The following is a 20,771-nucleotide window of genomic DNA, read 5'->3' on the forward strand; positions in this document are numbered from 1 at the left end:
ATATGAGGGCAGTCGTACAACGGGTAAAAAATGCTTCCGTCACGGTGGAAGGCAATACCATAAGCAGCATCGGCACGGGCCTTTTGGTGCTGGTGGGGATAAGCCGCGACGATACGCGCAGGGATATGGAATACATTGCGGACAAATGCCTGAATCTGCGGGTGTTTGAAGACGCGGACGATATCATGAACCTGTCGCTTATGGATATCGAAGGAGAGTTGCTGCTCGTTTCGCAGTTCACGCTTTACGGCGACGCGCGTAAGGGAAGAAGGCCAAGCTATATCCACGCCGCGCCTCCTGATGTTGCGCGCGATATGTTTGCGGAGTGTGTGGAAATATTCAGGCAAAAATGGCCTAAAATACAGACGGGACAGTTCCGGGCAATGATGGATGTGTCGCTCATAAACGACGGGCCGGTGACGATCCTGCTTGACAGTAAAAAGGAATTTTAGATATGTTGATTGATCCGGTGATCACGGGCCGAGAGAGCGGGCTTTTTGAAAATTGTTATATCGTGCGTGCGGAAGGTGAAAATGAGGCGGTCGTCATAGACCCGGGCGAGGGCGCGCAGGAGATCATCAGGCAGCTTGACAAGCTGAACCTCGGCGTTTCGCATATTCTGCTGACGCACGGGCATGCCGACCATATCGCGGCTGCGGACGACCTGCGTGAAAAGTATGGCGCAAAGGTCGCGATCCATGAAAAGGACGCGGAAATGCTGGGGCATCCTTCACGGAACCTGTCCGCTTTTTTAGGCCGTGAATGTAAGCTTGCCCCAGCGGATATTTTGCTGAAAGATGGCGATACCATCGACGCGGCAGGGCTTTCGTTTAAGGTGATGCATACGCCGGGGCATACGTGCGGCGGTGTGTGTTATTTAACGGGCGACGTTATGTTTTCAGGCGATACGCTTTTTGCAGGATCGATCGGGCGGACGGATTTCCCGGGCAGCGACTGGGAAGAGATGTCGCAGTCACTTGCGCTGTTAAAAGGGACGGAACGGGACTATGCCGTTTATCCGGGGCACGGCGAAGCGACGACGCTTGGGCGTGAAAAGCGGAGCAACCCGTTTATGCAGGGATAACGTATGTTTTCTTTATATACCGATACGCCGGAATTTTATAATGACATTTGTGACGAAATCCGTCTTTTTGTAAACGAAAAGAAGATAGCCCAAGTCGAAAAAGACGTAATGAGTGCCGGTCATTTGCTGCGGCATTTTTTTTGGCGCGATGAAAACGGCTGGCACGGCAGGGCGGAATATTATATCGACAGTGACCTCAAGCGGAAAGTGGAAACGGCGCCGGAGTTTACGGAGGACGGGAAAGCGGTCGATGTGGCGCAGGATACGCTGCTGGCAAAGAAGCTGCGCAAGCATCATGTCAAAGGGATCGTCTATGAAGCGCTCCATGGGTATTATGGCGAGGATAAGCCGTGGGGATCGCTGACCGGTATCCGTCCGACCAAGCTGATGCACGAGCTTGCTGCAAAACGGGGCATCAGCGAAGCAAAACGGATATTCCGCGAAACGTATTTTGTGACGGAGCCTAAAATATCGCTGGCGGAAACGATCGTGACCCGGCAGGAGCCCTATCGCAGCGATATCGAGGAAACGGACGTGGATATTTACGTGGGGATTCCCTTTTGTATATCGCGCTGTAAATATTGTTCGTTCATATCGCGGGATATCAAGTTCAATACGAAGCTCAAGGATCAATATATGGCGTGCCTGCTCCATGAATTTGAGCTGATGCGGGATACGCTGGAAAAATATCGCGTACGTGCGGTGTATGTGGGCGGCGGTACGCCGACTGCGCTGGGCGATGAGGAATTTGCACAGCTGCTTCGCGCGGTAAGCGAATACTTTAAGGAGCCGCGCGAATTCACCGTGGAGGCCGGCCGCCCGGATACGATCACGCGCGAAAAGCTGGATATGATAAAAGCCGCAGGCGCGGGGCGTATCAGCATCAATGCGCAGACAACAAATGACGATACGCTTTTGCGGATTGGCCGCAGGCATGACGCGGGGGATTTCTTCCGCGCGTTTGAGCTGGCGAAAACATATGGGTTCGACAGCATCAATACGGATATCATATTGGGGCTGCCTCTGGAAACGACGGAGGACACCAAGCGTACGCTTATGGATGTGACGCGGTTTGAGCCGGAAAATGTTACGGTGCATACGCTGGCGTTGAAAAATTCTTCTGATTTTGCGCTGGAAAACCAGGATTTGCTCGATAGCCGGATGGTTACGGAGATGGTGGAGCTCTCGCAGCAATTTTTGAGCGAAAAAGGCTATCTGCCCTATTACCTGTACCGTCAGAAATATATGAGCGGCAATATGGAAAACGTAGGTTTTTCGCAGCCGGGGAAAGAGTCTGTTTACAACATCGACATCATGGAGGAAACCGTGAGCGTGCTGGCGTTTGGCGCAGGCGGCATCTCCAAAAAACTGTACCCGGAGCAAAACCTTTTGAAGCGCGCGGCAAACGTCAAAGACATTCCAAATTATATCGAGCGTACATGCGAGATGGCGGATAGGAAAAAAGAGCTGTTTTAAAGGATATAACCGGGATGTGGTTTGTTGACACGTTTTTGTTTTGCGGATATAATATAGCTAATGGAAAAGGCGATGACACGGAGAGTACCCATGTGCCTTGCGGATAAGAGAGCGGCTGCCGTGGCTGAAAGCGGCCGTGCGTTCAAGATATGGGGAAGAACACCGGAGAGCCCTTATGGCGAAAACGGCTGTGATTAGCTATGGGCGCAGGCCTGCGTTATGGGCGAGAGTGGAAAGCGGTTTCGCTTTCAATGTGGGTGGTACCGCGGGTTTTTTATAACTTCGTCCCTTTTTGTGGGCGGGGTTTTTGTTTTTTAGATCAGTTTGGAGGAAATAAAGTTGGCAGTAAAAGCACCGAAGGGTACAAAGGATGTTTTGCCGCAGGACAGCTATAAGTGGCATTATGTTGAGGACATTGCACGCGAATTGACGGAGGAAGCGGGGTACCGCGAGATCCGTACGCCTGTCTTTGAGCATACGGAGCTCTTTTTGCGCGGCGTTGGCGATACGACGGATATCGTACAGAAAGAAATGTACACGTTTACGGACAAAGGCGACCGCTCGGTCACGCTGAAGCCGGAAGGAACGGCAGGCGTTGTACGTGCGTTCATCGAAGGGGGCTTGCCTTCCAACGCGCAACCCACGAAGATGTATTATCTGAGTGCGCCTGTATTCCGCTATGAAAAGCCGCAGTCCGGCCGGTTACGCGAGCATCACCAGTTTGGCGTAGAGGTGTTTGGCGCGGCGGACGCGAGTATCGACGCAGAGGTGATCGGCCTTGCGCTCGCGATGGTCAAAAAAGCGGGGCTCAAAAAGCTCAAGCTCAATATCAACAGCATTGGCTGCGACAAATGCAGGCCGCAATATAACGAAACGCTACGGGCTTACTTAAAGGAACACGAGGGCGAATTGTGCGAAACGTGCAAGCAGCGTATGGAGCGCAACCCTTTGCGTGTGCTTGACTGCAAGGTGGAGAGCTGCCAAAAGATCGTTGCCGGCGCGCCCAAGATGATCGATCATCTATGCGAGGAATGTTCCTCACATTTTGACGACCTGAAAAAGTATTTGGAAGCGCTGGAAATCGGATATACGGTCAATCCGCTCATCGTACGCGGGCTCGATTACTATACAAAAACAGTGTTTGAAATCATTTCGGACAGCATCGGCGCGCAGGGCACGGTATGCGGCGGGGGACGCTATGACAAGCTGTTAAAGCAGATCGGCGGCCCGGATATGCCGGGCATCGGCTTTGGCATGGGCATCGAGCGCCTGCTTCTTGTAATGGAGAGCGAAGGGATCGAGATCCCGGAGCCGTCTGTCACGGATGTGTTCGTGTGTACGCATGGCGATGCGGCGCGTTTAAAAGCGATCCGGCTCGTACGCGACCTGCGTGAAGGCGGGATCAAGGCGGACATGGACCACTGTGCGCGCAGTATCAAAGCACAATTTAAATATGCGGGCAAGATAGGCGTAAAAACGGTGATCGTGCTCGGCGAAGAAGAGATGGAAAAGGGAACGGCGGTCTTAAAGACGATGGAGACAGGCGAAGAGCGGGCCGTGCGACAGGACGAAATAAAAATATTTTTAATTTGATTTTTTAGATTGATGGGAGAGTAAGCAATGGGAGAGTTTTTACAGGACTGGAAAAGGACAGCGCTTTGTGCGGAGTTTACCACGAACGACATTGGCAGGGAAGTGACGCTGATGGGATGGGCGGACACACGCCGCGACTTAGGCGGGCTGGTATTCGTCGACCTGCGCGACCGTTCGGGCATCATGCAGGTGGTATTCAACGAATCGGCCTTTGAGGGGGATTTTGACAAGGTCGGAAGTATCCGCAGCGAATTCGTACTTGCTGTGAAAGGCGAGATCGTCAAGCGTTCGGAGGATACGGTCAATCCGAAACTGCCGACCGGGTTGATCGAAGTAAAGGTGCGCGAGCTTAAAATTTTGAGCAAGGCGGAAACGCCGCCGTTTGAGTTAGAGGATGGGAGCAAGGTACGCGAGGAGCTGCGCCTTAAGTACCGTTACCTTGACCTGCGCCGCCCCCAGATGCAGAAAAACCTGATGCTTAGGAATAAGATCGCAAACGTAGCGCGTAATTATCTTGCGGAAAACGGATTTTTGGATATTGAAACGCCTATGCTGCAAAAGAGCACGCCGGAGGGCGCGCGTGATTACCTTGTGCCGTCGCGTATCCATGCGGGCTGCTTTTATGCACTGCCGCAGTCTCCCCAGCTTTTCAAACAAATATTAATGATTTCCGGTTATGACCGGTATTTCCAGATCACGAAATGTTTTCGTGACGAGGACCTGCGCGCGGATCGCCAGCCGGAATTTACACAGATCGATACGGAGATGTCGTTTGTGGAAGCAGACGACGTCATGAGCATGCACGAGGGCTTGATGCAGCGCGTGTTCAAGGATGTGATGGATGTCGATATTAAGCTGCCCCTAAAGCGCCTTACCTATCAGGAGGCGATGGATCGCTTTGGCAGCGACAAGCCGGATACGCGATTCGGGCTGGAGCTTAAGGATGTCAGCGATATCGTTGCCGGCAGCGAATTCAAAGTGTTCAGTTCAGTGGTCAAGAACGGTGGCAGCGTACGTGCGATCAATGCCAGGGGCTGTGCGAACATCTTAGCCCGCCGCGAGATTGACGCGCTGGTCGATTTTGTCAAGATTTACGGTGCGAAGGGCATGGCGTGGATATCCATCCGCGAGGATGGGCTCAATTCGCCCATCACCAAGTTCATGACAAGCGAAGAGATCGACGCGATCATGCAGCGTTTGGATGGCCAGGTTGGAGACATCCTGTTCTTTGTAGGCGACAAGAACTCGGTCGTATACGATTCGCTGGGCGCATTGCGCTTAAAGCTCGCGGAAAAGCTCGAGCTGATCCAGCCGAACACATGGGATCTTTTGTGGGTGACGGAGTTCCCGCTGTTTGAATACAGCGAGGAAGAAAAACGTTACGTGGCGAAGCACCATCCGTTCACCTCGCCGATGGACGAGGATGTGGACAAGGTGGTTTCCGATCCGGCGAACGCGCGCGCGAAGGCATATGATATCGTGCTGAACGGTAACGAGATCGGCGGCGGCAGTATCAGGATACACAGCACGGAGTTGCAGGAAAAGATGCTCGAAGCGCTCGGGTTCTCCAAAGAAGAAGCGTGGAACCGTTTTGGCTTCCTGCTGGAAGCGCTCAAATATGGGACGCCGCCGCACGGCGGGCTCGCATATGGGCTTGACCGCCTTGCGATGCTGATGGCGGGCGTGGATTCTATCCGCGACGTGATCGCGTTCCCCAAGGTACAGAATGCATCGGATTTGATGTCCAAAGCACCGGATGTGGTTGACAAGAAACAATTGCGCGAGCTGCATATCCGGGTGGAAGAAAACTAAAATGGATGAATCAAGGACGGTCGCGCTGCTCGGGACACAGGCGGTAGATAAGCTGAAAAGCAGCACGGTAGCCATTTTTGGCGTGGGCGGCGTCGGTTCGTTTGCGGCGGAAGCAATCGCCCGCGCCGGGGTTGGCAGGCTTGTCCTGGTGGATAACGATGTTGTCAAACCATCCAACTGCAACCGTCAGCTGGTCGCCCTTACATCTACGGTCGGGCAGCGTAAGACGCACGTCATGCGTGAGCGCATTTTGGATATCAATAAAGACGCAAGGGTGGTCGTCCATGACGTGTTTTACGACGAACAAACTTCGGACGATATTTTTGAAGGACAGCGTATTGATTATGTTGTGGACGCGATAGACAGTATTCCTTCCAAGGTAAAGCTGGCCTGTGAATGTAAAAAGCGGAACATAGCGATCGTTTCTTCTATGGGTGCGGGCAACAAGCTGTACCCGGAACGGTTTGGCGTGATGGATCTTTTTCAAACGACATACGACCCGATCGCTAAGATATTGCGCAAGCAATTGAGGCATTGTGGGATAGACAGCCTCACGGTCGTATGTTCGGACGAGCCGCCGCTCCCATCGGCGGCGGAAGAGGACGGAAAGCGCGTTCCGGCAAGCATATCGTTCGTGCCGTCCGTATGCGGGCTTTTGATGGCGGGCGTGGTCGTGCGCTACCTTGCAGGAGTGAAGGAATGAAAGAAGCGGGTCTGGTCACGAAAATCGAAGGGGATACGGCATACCTGAAATTCAATCGGACGTCGGCCTGCGCCAAATGCGGCGCATGTGGGATGGTCGCGGGGCAAAGCGATATCACCGTGAGTGTGGACAACTCGCTGCACGCTTCGTTAGGCGACCGGGTGGAAGTACATTTCACCACGAAAAATGCACTGTTGTCGTCCGCGATCGCATACATCTTCCCGTTGGTTATGCTGTTCGCCGGCGTGTGGCTTGGGTATGTGATCCCGCAGGATGTATTTCCGGTAAAAGACGCGTTCGCCGCGATTTTGGGAATCGCTTTTGCGGCAGCGGCGTTTTTGATTTTGAAGTTATTGAATCCTTATTTCAAGAAGAAATTTGCCAAGGTATATACGATGGTGAGAATATTGGATGAAAGTGAGCCAGGGGATAAGTGTTCTTAAAAAGAATCGAAGTAAACGGCTTCAAATCCTTTTGTAACAAGAAGGACATCATTATCAATAAAGGGATCACGGGCGTAGTTGGCCCCAATGGCAGCGGCAAGAGCAATATCGCCGATGCTTTGCGTTGGGTTTTGGGGGAGCAGAGTTCCAAAAACCTGCGTGGAAGCACGATGCAGGACGTCATTTTCAACGGTACGCAAAGCCGCAGTAAAAAAAATTATTGCGAGGTATGCCTGATCTTTGATAACTCTGATATGCGCATTAAAACCGATTATACGGAGATATCCGTCCGGCGGAAAATGTACCGTTCTGGGGAGAGTGAATATTATATCAACAACAGCGGCTGCCGGCTAAAGGATATCCTGGAGCTGTTCCGCGATACGGGCATCGGCAAGGAAGGATATTCGATCATCGGGCAGGGAAAAATCGATGAGCTATTGACGAGTAAAGCGACCCAGCGCCGTAAAGTGTTCGAGGAAGCGGCCGGGATCATGAAGTACCGCGTACGCAAGGAAGAGGCGGAGCGCAACCTGCAAAAGACAAAAGAGAATGTGACGCGCATCGACGATATCCTCTCGGAGCTTTCCGCGCAGATCGAGCCGCTGGAAAAGCAAATGAACGAGGCAAAGGATTATCTTTCCCTGCGCGACCGTTTGAAAGAGCTGGAGATCAACCTGTACCTGTACCAGTGCGACAGGACGGATGAACGCATGGCTAGGCTCGAGGGACAGCTTTTGGAAAACGAGCAGGAATTTAAGGATATGACCGAACAGATGGCGGACAAAGCCGCGCTGGTTTCGGATATCAAAAAACAGTTGCAATCCATCCAGGAAGCGATCGAACGGCAGAACGTGGAGCTTGGACAGCAGATGAGCGAGCAGGAACGCCTGCGCGGGCAACTGAACCTGCTGGAGGAAAAGGAACAGACGCATGTGAACACGCTCAACGAAAATGCGGAAAAACGCGATGCGCTGCGTGAGTCTATTGAACAAAGTACGCAAAAGGCAGAGGCGATCAACGCCGAGATCAGCGAGCTGAATACAGTGATCGATGAAAAATATGCACAGATATGCCGGCTGCGCCAATCCGTTGAAGAGATCGCAGGCCGCAGCGGCGACGTCCAAAGCGGGATCGAGGGCTTGAAGCGGGAGGTCGAGACGGCACGGACTGATTTCCAGACCATGACCATCGCTTTGAGCGAGAAACAGGTCAAGGAAGAGGTGCTGGTGCAGAAGCTTGAGGAAGCGGAGCGGCAGCGCGAAAAGCATAACCAATATATCAATGAGATCAAGGATACGACGCAGGCCCTGGAAAAGGAAGTCGGGGAATACGGAGAAAAGGGCGCAAAGCTGCGCAGCCTGATGAACGAAAGCGCGCAGACCGTTTCCAGCCTGCAGGCGGAAAAGCAGCGGCAATCCGGGAAACTGGCGGAAATCGCCAGGAAATTGAGCGAAGACGAATCGCGTATGAAATTGTTAAACGACATGCGCGAGGAGTATGAGGGATACTTTGACAGCGTGCGGTCACTTTTGAAAAGCGCCAAAAATGCGCCGGAAGTCAGCGGCAAGATCAAGGGGGTGCTGGCCGAAGTCATCGAGGTGCCCAAAAAGTATGAAACGCCTATCGAGGTGATTTTGGGCAATGCGCTGCAGAACGTCGTTGTTGGCAGCGATACGGACGCGAAGGAACTGATTGCACATTTGCGGAAAAATAATCTCGGACGCGTTACCTTTTTGCCCACGGAAGCGCTCAAAGTGCGCCGCTTGCAGCAGGACGAAAAGAAATACCTCTCCATGGACGGGGTGGAATGTATCGCGAGCGAGGCGATCGTGTGCAGCGATGAGATACGGCCGGCGGTCGATTTCCTGTTGGGGCGCACAGTGATCGTACGCGATATGGACAGTGCGATCTCCCTGATGCGGGCGAGCGATTATGCGTTTCGTACAGTCACGATGGACGGGGATTTCATCAAGCCGGGCGGTGTGATTACGGGCGGCAGCCTAAAAAATACCAAAACAGGGCTTTTGTCGCGTAAGCGTATGGCGCAGGAGCTGGAAGAAAACATTGCATCCAACAAAAAAGCATTTGAACAATTGAATCAGGAGCTGGCGGGGTTGGATCCCAAAATCGAAGAGGCGCTTGCGACGCAAAAACAGGCGCTTGACGATTTGCGCGCGCTGGAAGTGCGCGCGGCGGCAGCGAAGCAAGCGCTGCAGTCGGCACAGCAACAGCTTGGCGACCGCGACCGTGTGGCTTCGGAATTGAGCGACAACGCACAAAGCCTTTCATCGGAGATCGAAGCGTCCCGCAGGGATATCGATGCATTGCAGAAGGATATCATCAAGGCGCGCGCAGAGTTTGACGCACGGACGCAAAAGCTTAAGGAGATGGAAGGGACGGCCGCCAAAAGCGCGCTCGAAACCTCTGAAATCAAGGATAGCCTTTCGGCGCAGGAGCTTGAGCAAACGGAATATAACAATCGGAAAAACATGCTGCTCAATGAAGCGGAGCATGTGAGGAATGCTGCGGCGCAAGCCAAACAGGATTTGGATCATATGCTGCGTCAAAATGAGATTTTGACTGCGGAATTAAAAGGGATCACGCATGATAAGGCGGAGCTGCGTGCACAGCTCGACGGGATTTTGGGTCGTGTGAAGCAAGCGGGGGAGGCGTCGCAGGAAAAACTTTCTCTGCGTGACGATTTAAACAAACAGCTTGAAGAAACGGAGCAGGGCGCAAAGCTGATCTCGGCGCGGAGGGACGAGCTGATCGAGAATAAATACAAGCTGATCGCAAGCAAGGAAAAGCTGGAGGTTTCCAAGGAAACGTATCAAAATAAGCTGTGGGACGATTATGGCCTGACCTATGCAAACGCACTTGCTTTCAAGAGTGAGTTTTCGTTCCAGTCCGCGTCCCGTGAAATCGACGGGATCAGGGGACGTATCCGCGACATGGGGGCGGTCAACCCCAATGCGATCGAGGACTATACCCGGGTGCGTGAGCGTTATGACGGACTGGTCGTGCAGCGCGAAGACCTTGTCAAGGCTGGGGACGACCTGCAGGTGGTGATCGACGATCTGCTTTCCGGCATGAAGGAAAGCTTCCGTGCGAAATTTACGCAAATCAACGAAAATTTCAAGCAGGTGTTCCAGGAGCTTTTCGGCGGGGGGTATGCGCAGCTTGAACTTTTGGATGAAGAAGATATCATGGAGTGCGGTGTGGAGATCATTGCGGAGCCGCCGGGCAAGAAGCTCCAGAATATACAGCTGTTGTCCGGTGGTGAAAAGGCGCTGACGGCGATCGCGCTGCTTTTTGCGATGCTGAACATCAATCCGTCGCCGATCTGCCTGCTGGATGAAATCGACGCGCCATTAGACGATGCAAACGTGATCCGTTTCTCGGAATACCTGAAAAAGTTATCGAGCGAGCTGCAATTCATCGTGATCACGCACAGGAAGCCGTCTATGGCGATCTGCGATACGCTTTACGGTGTGGCAATGCAGGAAAAGGGAGTATCGGATATCGTGTCCGTACAATTTTAGCATGAACAGGAAAAAGAGAGAGCGAGGATAAATATGGGCTTTTTTGATAAATTAAAAGAACGTGTCAATAAAACGAGGGACAATATCTCGGCAAAGGTAAACAATGTCATCAAAAATTTCAGGAAAGTTGACGAGGAGTTTTTTGAGGAGCTGGAAGAAGCGTTGATCTTATCGGATATCGGGTATGCGACGACGGATAAGATTATCGAATCGTTGCGCGATACCGTCAAAGAAAACAAGATTTCGGATTCTTCCGAGATCAAGGAAGTGCTGGCCGGCATTTTAGCGGAATATATGAGCGCGCCTCCGCTGGAGGTCAAAAAACCGACGGTGATGCTGGTCGTAGGCGTCAATGGCGTGGGAAAGACAACGGCGATCGGCAAGCTTGCAAACTATTATGGGCAGGCAGGGAAAAAAGTGATGCTGGCAGCGGCGGATACCTTCCGCGCGGCGGCGGCGGAACAGCTTTCCATCTGGGGGGAACGGACGAATACGCGCGTGATCAAATATGCGGAGGGCGCTGACCCTGCGGCTGTGGTATATGATGCAATCGACGCAGGCAAGCACGCGGACATCGACCTTTTGATCATCGATACTGCCGGCAGGCTGCACAATAAGAAGAATTTGATGAGTGAGCTGGAGAAGATCAACCGCGTGGTGGATAAGTCCTATCCGGAGGCAGCGAGGGAAACGTTTTTGGTGGTGGACGCAACGACGGGACAAAACGCGATCTCCCAGACGGAAGTATTCAATGAAAGCGTGAGGCTCACGGGGATCATCCTGACCAAACTCGACGGAACGGCAAAAGGCGGCGTTGTGTGCGCGGTCAAGGACATGACGGGCGTACCTGTCCGCTTTATTGGCGTCGGGGAAGGCGTAGACGACTTGCAGCCATTTGACGCGCGGGAATTCGCGGAGGCGATTTTGGATTGATGACAAAGATTATTCCGCTGCGTTTTGGCGGCAATCACGGTCATGAATATGGGCGGACTGGTTTTATCCGGGACATGGGAAGCCGGTTTCGCGGGAGCGGCTGATCAGGCTGTAGGTGTAAAGGCTTTTTGCTTGACAGATATGGAAAAAACAAGTATAATCAGACAGGTGTAAAGGCGTGTAGCTTTACACCTGTTTTTTGGGATAGGCGGTACGCTATGAAACGCGAGAAGGATCTGAAACTGAGTCTGTATTATGATTTTTATGGCGAATTCCTGACGCAAAAGCAGGCAAGCGTATTTGCATTATATTACAACGATGATTATTCATTGGCGGAGATCGCGCAGGAATGCGGGATATCAAGGCAGGGCGTGCTCGATACTTTAAGGCGTGCACAGGTGAAATTGGAAGACATGGAGCGTAAGCTCGGCCTGGTCGAAAAACAGCTGGGCGAGGAGAAGTAAATGGCATTTGAAGGAATTGCGGAAAAATTACAAAATGTTTTTAGAAAATTGACCGCGCGGGGCAAGCTTTCGGAAGGCGATATCAAAACGGCGATGCGCGAGGTGAAGCTCGTGCTTTTGGAAGCTGACGTCAACTTTCTGGTGGTCAAGAAATTCATCAAGGAGCTTTCGGAAAAGGCAGTGGGTTCCGGGATCCTGGAAAGCCTCACGCCGGGACAGCAGGTCATCAAACTCGTCCGTGACGAACTGACGGAGCTTTTGGGCGGCAAACAATCGGAGATCAAGCTGGCCGGCAGCCCGCCGACCGTCATTATGATGATGGGCTTGCAGGGGGCGGGTAAGACAACCTTTTGCGCAAAGCTGGCTGGATATTATAAAAAGCAAGGGAAAAAACCTTTATTGGTGGCGTGCGACATCTACCGTCCGGCCGCGATCAAGCAGCTGCACGTAGTAGGCGAGCAGGTCGGCGTGGATGTTTTCGATATGGGGCAAGACAACGCTTCCAAAATTTATAAGGAAGCGCTGAAGCAGGCAAACAAGCTCGGCTGCGATATCATCATTGTGGACACGGCAGGACGGCTGCACATCGACGACGAGATGATGGCAGAGCTTAGGGATCTGAAGCAGACGGCGAAGCCCACGGAAACGCTGCTCGTTCTGGATGCGATGACCGGACAGGACGCGGTGAACGCCGCGACAACGTTCAATGACAATATTGGGATCGACGGCGTGATCTTAACCAAGATCGACGGCGACACCCGCGGCGGCGCGGCGATGTCCGTACGTGCGGTGACGGGCAAGCCAATCAAATTTGTAGGCGTGGGCGAAAAGCTGACGGATATCGAACCTTTTTACCCGGATCGCATGGCCTCGAGGATACTCGGTATGGGCGATGTGCTGACGCTGATCGAAAAAGCGGAAACAGCGTTTGAGGAAAAGAGCGCATTAGAGCTGCAAAAGAAAATATCCAAAGACCAGCTGACACTGGAGGATTTCCTTGACCAGATGGAACAGCTGCAGGATATGGGATCATTAAGCGATATCATGGCCATGATGCCGGGCGGCAACAAATTAAAGGGTATGACGCTCGATGAGAAGCAGCTGGAGCGGACAAAAGCGATCGTGCGCTCCATGACGACAGAGGAACGGCGCAATCCGCAGGTGATCAATGCCTCGAGAAGAAGGCGTATCAGCGCGGGCAGCGGTACGAGCGTGCAGGAGGTCAACAGGCTCTTAAACCAGTTTGACCAGATGAAAAAGATGCTCAAGCAGTTTTCCGGCAAGGGAGGAAAGAAGCGCGGCATGATGGGGCGGATGCCTTTTGGCATGTAAAGACAGATTATAACCGCACAGCGGTAGATAATAATTATTTTATGAATGGTATTTTTGGAGGTTAGTATGTCAGTAAAAATCAGATTGAAGAGAATGGGTTCCAAGAAAAATCCTTTTTACAGGATGGTCGTTGCAGACGAGAGGGCGCCCCGTGACGGACGTTACATCGAAGAACTTGGATACTACAATCCGCTTACAAAAGACTTGAAGCTTGACAATGAAAAAGCGCAGGGCTGGATCAGCAACGGCGCACAGCCGACGGAGACGGCGCGCGCATTGCTGAAAAAGAGCGGCGCGATCAACTAATAAAGGTGAGGACTTATGCGTGAATTGGTAGAATACATTGCCAAAAACCTTGTGGACGATCCGGATGCCGTGAAAGTCGTGGAACGCGAGGAAGACAATGCTTTTGTTCTGGAATTGAGCGTTGCGCCGGATGATATGGGCAAGGTCATTGGCAAGCAGGGCAGGATCGCCAAAGCGATCCGCACTGTTGTGAAGGCGGCGACATCCAAGGCGTCAAAAAAATATATCGTTGAGATCATATGACGGATTTTTTTGAACTGGGGCGCATTTTAAAGCCGCAGGGCATCCGGGGCGAAATCAAAATGGACGCCTATACGGACGACCTGTCCCGCTTTTCCTATCTTGAGCAGGTTTTTTTTCGGCGAGAAGATGGAAGCTATGAGGGCGTCCGTGTGCACTCCGCGAGGGTGGACGCACGGTATGCGTATTTGAAGCTCGAAGGATATGACGACCGTAACGCGGCAGACGCTTTGCGCGGCGCGATGCTGTATGTCGACAGGGAACACGCGGCACAGCTTCCGCAAGGGGCCCATTATATACGCGACCTGATCGGCCTTTGCGTACAGACACAGGACGGCAGCGTGGTCGGCAAGCTTGCGGATATCCTGCAAAACGGGGCGGCTGACGTTTACGTGGTGAAAACCGAAGGAAGAGGAAATTGCATGTTTCCTTCGATCCCCGGCGTGATACTCGAAAAAGATTTGGCCCATGGAAAAATTGTGGTAGATGAGCAGCGGCTCGGCGAGGTTTCGATCTATGATGACGTTTAATTGTCTCACGATTTTTCCGGAGATGTTTTCGGCTTTTACGGGGACGAGCCTCTGCGAAAAAGCGATCACAAAGCAGCTGGTTGAGATAGGTATGGTGAATATCCGCGATTATACGGAGGATAAACACAACCGTGTGGACGACTATCCCTTCGGCGGCGGGGCAGGTATGCTTTTTATGCCGCAGCCGCTTTTCGACAGCTTTGATATGCTGGAAAAAAAGTATGCGGGAAAAAGGTGCCTGAATGTGTATATGTCGCCTGCGGGGAAAACATTGACGCAGGAGGCCGCAAGACGGTTTGCCGGATATGACGTACTTAATATCCTGTGCGGCCACTACGAAGGCGTTGACCAGCGCGTGCTCGACCATTGCATCGACGAGGAGGTCTCCATTGGGGATTATGTCCTGACCGGTGGGGAGCTGCCGGCAATGGTGTTGATGGATTGCGTGATGCGCTATGTGCCGGGGGTGCTCTCCAATGACGAATCGGTCAGCGAGGAAAGCTTCAGCGGGAACCTGCTTGAATATCCGCAGTATACGCGACCGTCTTCCTTTCGTGGGTTGGAGGTACCGGAGGTATTGTTATCGGGACACCACAAGAATATTGCCGCGTGGCAGCGGCAGCAGGCCCTCCTGAAGACATTGCGGGAACGGCCGGAACTGCTTCAGCAGGCGGAGCTTAGCGACAGTGACAGGGCTTTTCTGGAAAAATCACAAAATCGAACTTGATTATTTTATCAGGTTATGGTAAACTTTTAATGTTTTTTGAATTAGGATGGTCCGCTGCCCGAATATGCGGGTAAGAACGTCTGTAGGGGAAGGAGGCTTTTGAAAATGAATGATATTATCAAGGCGGTAGAAGCAGAACAGTTAAAGAGCGATGTGCCGGTATTAAGGGTTGGCGATACAGTCAAAGTATATGTAAAGGTTGTCGAAGGACAGCGGGAAAGATTGCAGGCTTTTGAGGGATACCTGATCGCCAAAAAAGGCGGCGGCCTTTCGGAGACGATCACAGTCCGCAGGTTATCCTATGGCATTGGCGTAGAAAGAACATTCCCGATCCATTCGCCCCGTGTGGATAAGATCGAAGTGCTGCGTCATGGACAGGTTCGCAGGGCGAAGCTTTTCTATCTGCGTGACAGAGTGGGTAAAGCCGCTAGGATCAGAGAGAAATAAGCATTGCAAAACGGGGGCTTAAAATCATTTAAGCCCTTGTTTTTTTATCCGGAGGAGACAGAAATGGATATTCAATGGTATCCGGGGCACATGACCAAGGCCCGCAGGCAACTAAAGGACAAACTGAAGGCGATCGATCTGGTCATCGAGGTGCTGGACGCGCGTGCGCCCAAGAGTTCGCTGAACCCGGATTTTGACGATATGTTTGCTTCAAAGACGCGCTTTTATATCCTCAACAAGGCGGATCTGGCGGATGAAAATATCACAAAAAACTGGCTCTCCTATTTTTCAAAGCAGGGAATCCGTGCAGTCGCTTTTTCTGCGACAAAGGGTAATACGAAGCAATTAAAGAAGAGCATTCTGGATTGTGCGCAGGACATCCTGGAAAAATACAAGGCCCGCGGCATGAACAAAACGCTTCGCTGCATGGTGGCGGGGATACCGAACGTTGGCAAATCGGCGATCCTCAACCGTCTGGCAGGCGGAAAAAGGCTGCAGGAAGGGAACAAGCCGGGTGTGACGCGTTCGCTGCAATGGGCCAAGGTGGACGAATATCTGGAGATCATGGATACGCCGGGGCTTTTGTGGCCAAAATTCAAGGATGAAAAAACCGGGGCGGCCGTTGCCCTGATCGGCAGTGTCAAACTGGATATCCTGGATGAAGAAGCGCTTGCTTTCCATTTGATTGCACTGCTTAAGGTATCCGCGCCAAAAATGCTTTTGGAGCGTTATAAGCTTGAGGATATCGACAAAGCTCCGTATGAGATACTCTGTGATATCTGTAAGTCGCGCGGATTCCTCTTGAAAGGCGGCAATTTTGATACGGAGCGCGGCGCAAAAACGCTGCTCGACGAATTTAAGAACGGGAAAATGGGCAGGATATCCTTAGAAAAGCCGGAGCGCGTTTAGATGGGGAAGCGGGAAGAACGACAAAGGGAAAAACTCGCCGTGATGACGGAATATGAAAAGCTTCATTGGACGCAGGGGCAATACTTGATCGCCGGTATTGACGAAGCGGGCCGCGGGCCTCTTGCAGGGCCTGTCGTCGCCGCATGTGTGATCATGCCAAAGGATGACCTGATTTGGGGAATCGACGATTCCAAAAAGATATCCGAAAAGCGCAGGGAAGCGTTATATGAGGTGATTATCGAAAAAGCGGTTGATTATTCGGTGAGTGTGATAGATAATAAAACAATAGACGAGATCAATATCCTGAACGCGGCGCGACTGGCGTTTGAGGATGCCCTTGCCAGCCTGCATGTCAGGCCGGAGCATGTGTATACGGACGCAATGACGATCAAAACGGATATTCCCTATACGCCGCTTGTAAAAGGAGACGCAAAGGTGTATACCATTGCTGCCGCATCTATCCTGGCCAAGGTAACGCGTGACAGGATCATGCGTGAATATGATGCGCAGTATCCGCAATACCTGTTCGCAAGGCACAAGGGATACGGTACGCAGGCGCATTATGAGGCGATCCGCGAATATGGGATACTCGATATCCACAGAAAGACTTTTTTGAAGAAGATCCTGGGGGAATGATGGACCGGCAGGCGATGGGCAGGGCAGGAGAAGAATTTACCTGTGAATATCTGAAAAAATGTGGTATGCGGGTGCTTGCCCGCAACTATCGGGCAAAAAAGGGCGAAATAGACCTGGTCGCGCGCGATGGGGATACGATCGTATTTGTGGAAGTCAAGACGCGTTCCTCCAATGCGTACGGAACGGCGGGGGAGGCTGTGACTTACAGGAAACAACAGATGATTATCAAAACAGCGCAGTGGTACATTATGCAAAATAACATAAAGGAGTCAAATTTTCGTTTTGACGTGGCAGAGGTATCCGCAGGAGATGTGGGTTTTTCCATAAATTATTTAAGGAATGCGTTTGGCGTCTGAGCGGAGCGGAACAGGCATGGAAGCACAATTGAAAATACAGAATGAATTCATTGTTTGGTTCACCGTTTTAGGTGTGATTTTTTTGATGCTGATGGTATATTTGTACCATGCGAAAAAACAACCGAATCCTTTTAAAAAGCAGCTTTCTTCGGTGGGCGCCTTTGTCGTATTTGCGGCGGTCGCCTTTTTGATACGGATCGCCATTGCGTATTCGCTCCCGGGCTATATGACGGATATGGACTGCTTTAAGGCCTGGGCGAACTACTCTTATGAAGGCGGGTTTGCCCATTTCTACACCAGCGATTTTTTTGCGGACTATCCGCCGCTCTATGTATATGCGCTTTCTTTCCTGGGGTTCCTGCGGGATGCGTTTTCCGTGGATATCAATTCCCAGTTGTTCGCGATGATGATACGGCTGCCCGCGATGATCTGCGATATCGTGGCCGCTTACGCCGTTTACCGGATATCGCGCAAAAAATTCGGCAATGGCTCGGCGTTGTTTTTGAGTATGTTCCTGCTCCTGAACCCCGCGGTTATTTTCAATTCCAGCGCATGGGGACAGGTGGATATCCTCGTGACGATGATGATGGTACTTACGGTCTGGCTGATGGTGAAGGACAAGCTGGTGCTTTCCTCCGCTGCCTTTATGCTGGCGTTCTTATTGAAGCCGCAGGCCATTATGATCGCTCCCGTACTTTTATATGTGCTGATACGCAATATTGTACGCAGTGAGAACAGGAAAAAAGGCGTGGCCACGCTTCTGGCTTCTATCGGTGTGATGGCGGCGCTGTTCTTTTTGGTACCGCTTCCGTTTGGGACAGGCCAGGAACCGATGTGGCTTGTGAGCCGGATGTTGGGGACGATCGGGCAATACCCGCAGGTGACACTCAATGCTTTTAACCTGTACGGTATGCTGGGCGTCAATTTTGCGGACGCTTCCAGCCTCGTGTTCCTGGGCTTAAGCGCAAACGTGTGGGGCTTCATCCTGATCGTGGCGGTTTGCCTCTATGCGCTTTGGATGTATATCAAAAATCCCAAAAAAGAATTTCTCTTTGCCATCGCAGCTTTTATCATCATGGGCGTGTTCGCACTGGGGCATGGGATGCATGAGCGCTATTTGTTCCCGGTGCCGATCCTGTTGCTTTTTGCTTATATCTTCATCCGCGACAGGCGGCTGATCCTGTGCACGTCGCTGACGTTTATTGCGCTGCTGCTGAACCAAAGCCTGACGCTTTACTATTATCAGGTCGTCATTCCGCAGGGATGGGTCGTGGCGGTTTCGGCACTCAATATGGCAATTTTCATTTTTACTGCATTTGTGATCACGCAAATCGCACTCGGACGTGTGAAATATAAGCAGCCTGTACCCGAAGAAGCGGCTGGGGAAAAGCAAAAATGCCCGGAGCAGATGCGGCTGGACGGCTTTCGCGAAAAGAAGGTCGGTATGACAAGAAAAGATACGTGGGTCATGCTGCTGATCACTGTTATTTATGCTGTCGTGGCTTTTACCAATCTGGGGACATTCCAAATACCGGAAACGGCCAATGTATTGACCGAGCCTGTAACGATGGAATTCTCTCAGGTCGAGCAGATATCGCAAATCAAGTATTATGCGGGTTACGGCGAGGAAAAATTTGACATCCAATATTCGACAGACGGGGTGACTTTTGCGCCTGTCGAGTTAAAAAAAGGGACGGAAACACAGAACTCGGTTGATCACCAGTTCAAGAACATGTATCGCTGGCAGGTATATAATACGGACATCGCCGCAAAATATTTGAGGCTGGAGCCGATCGACGAGGGAGAGCTGCCTGTTTTGGAGCTCGCCGTCAAAGATGCGGCCGGGAAGTGGATCGTACCTGAAAAGATCGTTTCCGATTCGCCGGACGCGCAGAACCTGTTTGATGAACAGGAGTTGATCCCGGAAGAATCTACCTACATGACGGATTTTTACTTTGATGAAATCTATCATGTGCGCACGGCGTATGAAAACATCCATCAATTACAGCCCTACGAGATCACGCATCCGCCGCTTGGGAAGCTGATTTTGTCGCTGGGTATCCAATTGTTCGGCATGAATCCGTTCGGGTGGCGGTTTATGGGGACGCTCACGGGCGTTATCATGCTGCCTGTCATCTACCTGTTTGGGAAGATGCTGTTTAAAAAGACAAAATATGCGGCGTTTGCCACGATCCTGCTTGCGGCTGATTTTATGCATTTCGCCCAAACCAGGATCGGTACGATCGACAGCTATAGTATCCTGTGGATCATGTTGATGTATTTCTTCATGTTCCAGTTTACACAGGCGAATTTCAACAAGCAAAAGCTCTCAAAGAGTATTGTGCCGCTGTTTTTGAGCGGGCTGTTCTTCGGGATCGGCGCCGCTACGAAATGGCTGTGTATGTACGCGGGCGCAGGACTGCTTGTGATTTTCCTCATTACCATGTGGAAGCGAAGCAGGGAATACCGCTTCGCGAAGCAGAGCCGCGCCCCGGATTATGAAAGGATCGTCAAAACATATAAATACAATGTTGCAATTATCCTTGCGAGCTGCGTATTTTTCTTCATCCTGATCCCGGTCGGTATCTACCTGCTTTCGTATATCCCGTATACGCAGGTGACGACGGGCAAGGCCTATGAATGGATCAATACCGACGACCTGAAATACCATTATAGTGTGGTGGGCAACCAGTTCTATATGCTCAATTACCATTCCACGCTGGATCCGGCGACGGTGCATCCGTTCTCGTCGATGTGGTATTCCTGGCCGGCGGACGTGCGGCCCGTGTTGTTCTTTAATGGGCATAATGATGTAACGGGCACGGTATCGACGCTTTCCACCATGGGGAACCCGCTCATCTGGTGGACAGGCGTAGTGGCGTGCATCTGGCTGATCGTGGACAGCGCAAAAGGAAAGCACAAGCATTGGGGGATCACGTTCCTTGCGGTCGCGGCACTTTCGCAGTTCATGCCATGGTGGTTTATTTCACGCGAAGTATTTATCTACCACTATTTTGCAACCGTACCGTTCCTGATCCTGCTGATCGTGTACTGGCTGCAAAACATGGAACAGGATTATAAATATGGGAAACAATTCGGATGGATCTTTGTCGCGGCGTGCGTGGGGATGTTCATCGCGTTTTATCCGGTGATCACGGGGATCCCGGCCAACCCGGATTATCTGGCGGCCTTAAGGTGGCTGCCGACATGGCCGTTTTATGGCTGATAGCGTCTTTTA

The 20,771-nt window shown here is 51.8% G+C and carries 20 protein-coding genes and 1 other annotated feature; all 20 genes read left to right on the forward strand.

Annotated features, from left to right (window positions below):
* The first annotated feature begins 2 nt into the window (after positions 1–2).
* The 20 genes from dtd (at position 3) to BN6471_RS08155 (ending at position 20,759) form a co-directional block, all read left to right on the forward strand.
* Positions 3–452, forward strand: coding sequence for a D-aminoacyl-tRNA deacylase (dtd, locus tag BN6471_RS08060; protein WP_066647557.1), 450 nt, complete (start codon positions 3–5; stop codon positions 450–452).
* Positions 453–454: 2 nt separating this feature from the next.
* On the forward strand, positions 455–1,084 hold the full coding sequence (locus BN6471_RS08065; RefSeq protein WP_066647559.1) for an MBL fold metallo-hydrolase: 630 nt from the start codon (positions 455–457) through the stop codon (positions 1,082–1,084).
* 3 nt (positions 1,085–1,087) lie between these two features.
* Entirely contained in the window at positions 1,088–2,560 is a 1,473-nt protein-coding gene (gene hemZ / locus BN6471_RS08070) for a coproporphyrinogen dehydrogenase HemZ (RefSeq protein WP_066647561.1), read from the forward strand.
* 63 nt (positions 2,561–2,623) lie between these two features.
* Positions 2,624–2,853, forward strand: a binding site (T-box leader).
* A 46-nt stretch (positions 2,854–2,899) separates the two neighbouring features.
* On the forward strand, positions 2,900–4,153 hold the full coding sequence (hisS, locus tag BN6471_RS08075; RefSeq protein ID WP_066647563.1) for a histidine--tRNA ligase: 1,254 nt from the start codon (positions 2,900–2,902) through the stop codon (positions 4,151–4,153).
* A gap of 27 nt (positions 4,154–4,180) precedes the next feature.
* Positions 4,181–5,965: an aspartate--tRNA ligase gene (gene aspS, locus BN6471_RS08080; protein WP_066647565.1), complete on the forward strand. Its 1,785-nt coding sequence runs from the start codon at positions 4,181–4,183 to the stop codon at positions 5,963–5,965.
* 1 nt (position 5,966) lies between these two features.
* Positions 5,967–6,668: a tRNA threonylcarbamoyladenosine dehydratase gene (locus BN6471_RS08085; RefSeq protein ID WP_066647567.1), complete on the forward strand. Its 702-nt coding sequence runs from the start codon at positions 5,967–5,969 to the stop codon at positions 6,666–6,668.
* Complete coding sequence (locus BN6471_RS08090; RefSeq protein WP_066647569.1) at positions 6,665–7,111, forward strand: SoxR reducing system RseC family protein; 447 nt, start codon at positions 6,665–6,667, stop codon at positions 7,109–7,111. Before BN6471_RS08085 ends, BN6471_RS08090 begins: the two co-directional genes overlap by 4 nt.
* Entirely contained in the window at positions 7,102–10,653 is a 3,552-nt protein-coding gene (gene smc, locus BN6471_RS08095; RefSeq protein WP_066647572.1) for a chromosome segregation protein SMC, read from the forward strand. Before BN6471_RS08090 ends, smc begins: the two co-directional genes overlap by 10 nt.
* A 33-nt stretch (positions 10,654–10,686) precedes the next feature.
* The gene (ftsY, locus tag BN6471_RS08100; RefSeq protein WP_066647575.1) at positions 10,687–11,586 is read left to right on the forward strand and encodes a signal recognition particle-docking protein FtsY; all 900 of its coding nucleotides are present in this window, start codon (positions 10,687–10,689) and stop codon (positions 11,584–11,586) included.
* A gap of 218 nt (positions 11,587–11,804) precedes the next feature.
* Positions 11,805–12,050, forward strand: a complete 246-nt coding sequence (ylxM, locus tag BN6471_RS08105; protein WP_066647577.1) for a YlxM family DNA-binding protein — start codon at positions 11,805–11,807, stop codon at positions 12,048–12,050.
* Entirely contained in the window at positions 12,051–13,382 is a 1,332-nt protein-coding gene (ffh, locus tag BN6471_RS08110) for a signal recognition particle protein (RefSeq protein ID WP_066647579.1), read from the forward strand.
* Positions 13,383–13,448: 66 nt separating this feature from the next.
* Positions 13,449–13,688, forward strand: coding sequence for a 30S ribosomal protein S16 (rpsP, locus tag BN6471_RS08115; protein ID WP_066647581.1), 240 nt, complete (start codon positions 13,449–13,451; stop codon positions 13,686–13,688).
* 15 nt (positions 13,689–13,703) lie between these two features.
* Positions 13,704–13,931 carry a KH domain-containing protein gene (locus BN6471_RS08120; RefSeq protein ID WP_066647583.1) on the forward strand — a complete coding sequence of 76 codons (228 nt, stop codon included), beginning with the start codon at positions 13,704–13,706 and terminating at the stop codon, positions 13,929–13,931.
* Entirely contained in the window at positions 13,928–14,458 is a 531-nt protein-coding gene (gene rimM / locus BN6471_RS08125) for a ribosome maturation factor RimM (RefSeq protein WP_066647585.1), read from the forward strand. Before BN6471_RS08120 ends, rimM begins: the two co-directional genes overlap by 4 nt.
* Positions 14,445–15,185 carry a tRNA (guanosine(37)-N1)-methyltransferase TrmD gene (trmD, locus tag BN6471_RS08130; protein ID WP_330384468.1) on the forward strand — a complete coding sequence of 247 codons (741 nt, stop codon included), beginning with the start codon at positions 14,445–14,447 and terminating at the stop codon, positions 15,183–15,185. The genes rimM and trmD overlap by 14 nt, the downstream gene beginning before the upstream one ends.
* A gap of 105 nt (positions 15,186–15,290) precedes the next feature.
* On the forward strand, positions 15,291–15,632 hold the full coding sequence (gene rplS, locus BN6471_RS08135) for a 50S ribosomal protein L19 (protein WP_066647587.1): 342 nt from the start codon (positions 15,291–15,293) through the stop codon (positions 15,630–15,632).
* A 63-nt stretch (positions 15,633–15,695) separates the two neighbouring features.
* The gene (gene ylqF, locus BN6471_RS08140; RefSeq protein ID WP_066647590.1) at positions 15,696–16,541 is read left to right on the forward strand and encodes a ribosome biogenesis GTPase YlqF; all 846 of its coding nucleotides are present in this window, start codon (positions 15,696–15,698) and stop codon (positions 16,539–16,541) included.
* Positions 16,542–17,177, forward strand: a complete 636-nt coding sequence (locus BN6471_RS08145) for a ribonuclease HII (protein WP_066647593.1) — start codon at positions 16,542–16,544, stop codon at positions 17,175–17,177.
* The gene (locus BN6471_RS08150; protein ID WP_204213239.1) at positions 17,174–17,533 is read left to right on the forward strand and encodes a YraN family protein; all 360 of its coding nucleotides are present in this window, start codon (positions 17,174–17,176) and stop codon (positions 17,531–17,533) included. The genes BN6471_RS08145 and BN6471_RS08150 overlap by 4 nt, the downstream gene beginning before the upstream one ends.
* A 16-nt stretch (positions 17,534–17,549) precedes the next feature.
* Positions 17,550–20,759, forward strand: a complete 3,210-nt coding sequence (locus BN6471_RS08155; RefSeq protein ID WP_162270196.1) for a glycosyltransferase family 39 protein — start codon at positions 17,550–17,552, stop codon at positions 20,757–20,759.
* Positions 20,760–20,771 lie beyond the last annotated feature (12 nt).

This window comes from Christensenella timonensis, assembly GCF_900087015.1.
GTDB lineage: Bacteria > Bacillota > Clostridia > Christensenellales > Christensenellaceae > Christensenella > Christensenella timonensis.

Bases quoted from the DNA above. Each gene is read 5' to 3' on its own strand.
- BN6471_RS08120 (WP_066647583.1), top strand. From the start codon at position 13,704: ATGCGTGAATTGGTAGAATACATTGCCAAAAACCTTGTGGACGATCCG.
- rpsP (WP_066647581.1), top strand. From the start codon at position 13,449: ATGTCAGTAAAAATCAGATTGAAGAGAATGGGTTCCAAGAAAAATCCT.
- BN6471_RS08085 (WP_066647567.1), top strand. From the start codon at position 5,967: ATGGATGAATCAAGGACGGTCGCGCTGCTCGGGACACAGGCGGTAGAT.
- ylxM (WP_066647577.1), top strand. From the start codon at position 11,805: ATGAAACGCGAGAAGGATCTGAAACTGAGTCTGTATTATGATTTTTAT.
- rimM (WP_066647585.1), top strand. From the start codon at position 13,928: ATGACGGATTTTTTTGAACTGGGGCGCATTTTAAAGCCGCAGGGCATC.
- BN6471_RS08065 (WP_066647559.1), top strand. From the start codon at position 455: ATGTTGATTGATCCGGTGATCACGGGCCGAGAGAGCGGGCTTTTTGAA.
- ylqF (WP_066647590.1), top strand. From the start codon at position 15,696: ATGGATATTCAATGGTATCCGGGGCACATGACCAAGGCCCGCAGGCAA.
- ftsY (WP_066647575.1), top strand. From the start codon at position 10,687: ATGGGCTTTTTTGATAAATTAAAAGAACGTGTCAATAAAACGAGGGAC.
- trmD (WP_330384468.1), top strand. From the start codon at position 14,445: ATGATGACGTTTAATTGTCTCACGATTTTTCCGGAGATGTTTTCGGCT.
- BN6471_RS08090 (WP_066647569.1), top strand. From the start codon at position 6,665: ATGAAAGAAGCGGGTCTGGTCACGAAAATCGAAGGGGATACGGCATAC.
- ffh (WP_066647579.1), top strand. From the start codon at position 12,051: ATGGCATTTGAAGGAATTGCGGAAAAATTACAAAATGTTTTTAGAAAA.
- BN6471_RS08145 (WP_066647593.1), top strand. From the start codon at position 16,542: ATGGGGAAGCGGGAAGAACGACAAAGGGAAAAACTCGCCGTGATGACG.
- BN6471_RS08150 (WP_204213239.1), top strand. From the start codon at position 17,174: ATGATGGACCGGCAGGCGATGGGCAGGGCAGGAGAAGAATTTACCTGT.
- dtd (WP_066647557.1), top strand. From the start codon at position 3: ATGAGGGCAGTCGTACAACGGGTAAAAAATGCTTCCGTCACGGTGGAA.
- hemZ (WP_066647561.1), top strand. From the start codon at position 1,088: ATGTTTTCTTTATATACCGATACGCCGGAATTTTATAATGACATTTGT.
- aspS (WP_066647565.1), top strand. From the start codon at position 4,181: ATGGGAGAGTTTTTACAGGACTGGAAAAGGACAGCGCTTTGTGCGGAG.
- BN6471_RS08155 (WP_162270196.1), top strand. From the start codon at position 17,550: ATGGAAGCACAATTGAAAATACAGAATGAATTCATTGTTTGGTTCACC.
- rplS (WP_066647587.1), top strand. From the start codon at position 15,291: ATGAATGATATTATCAAGGCGGTAGAAGCAGAACAGTTAAAGAGCGAT.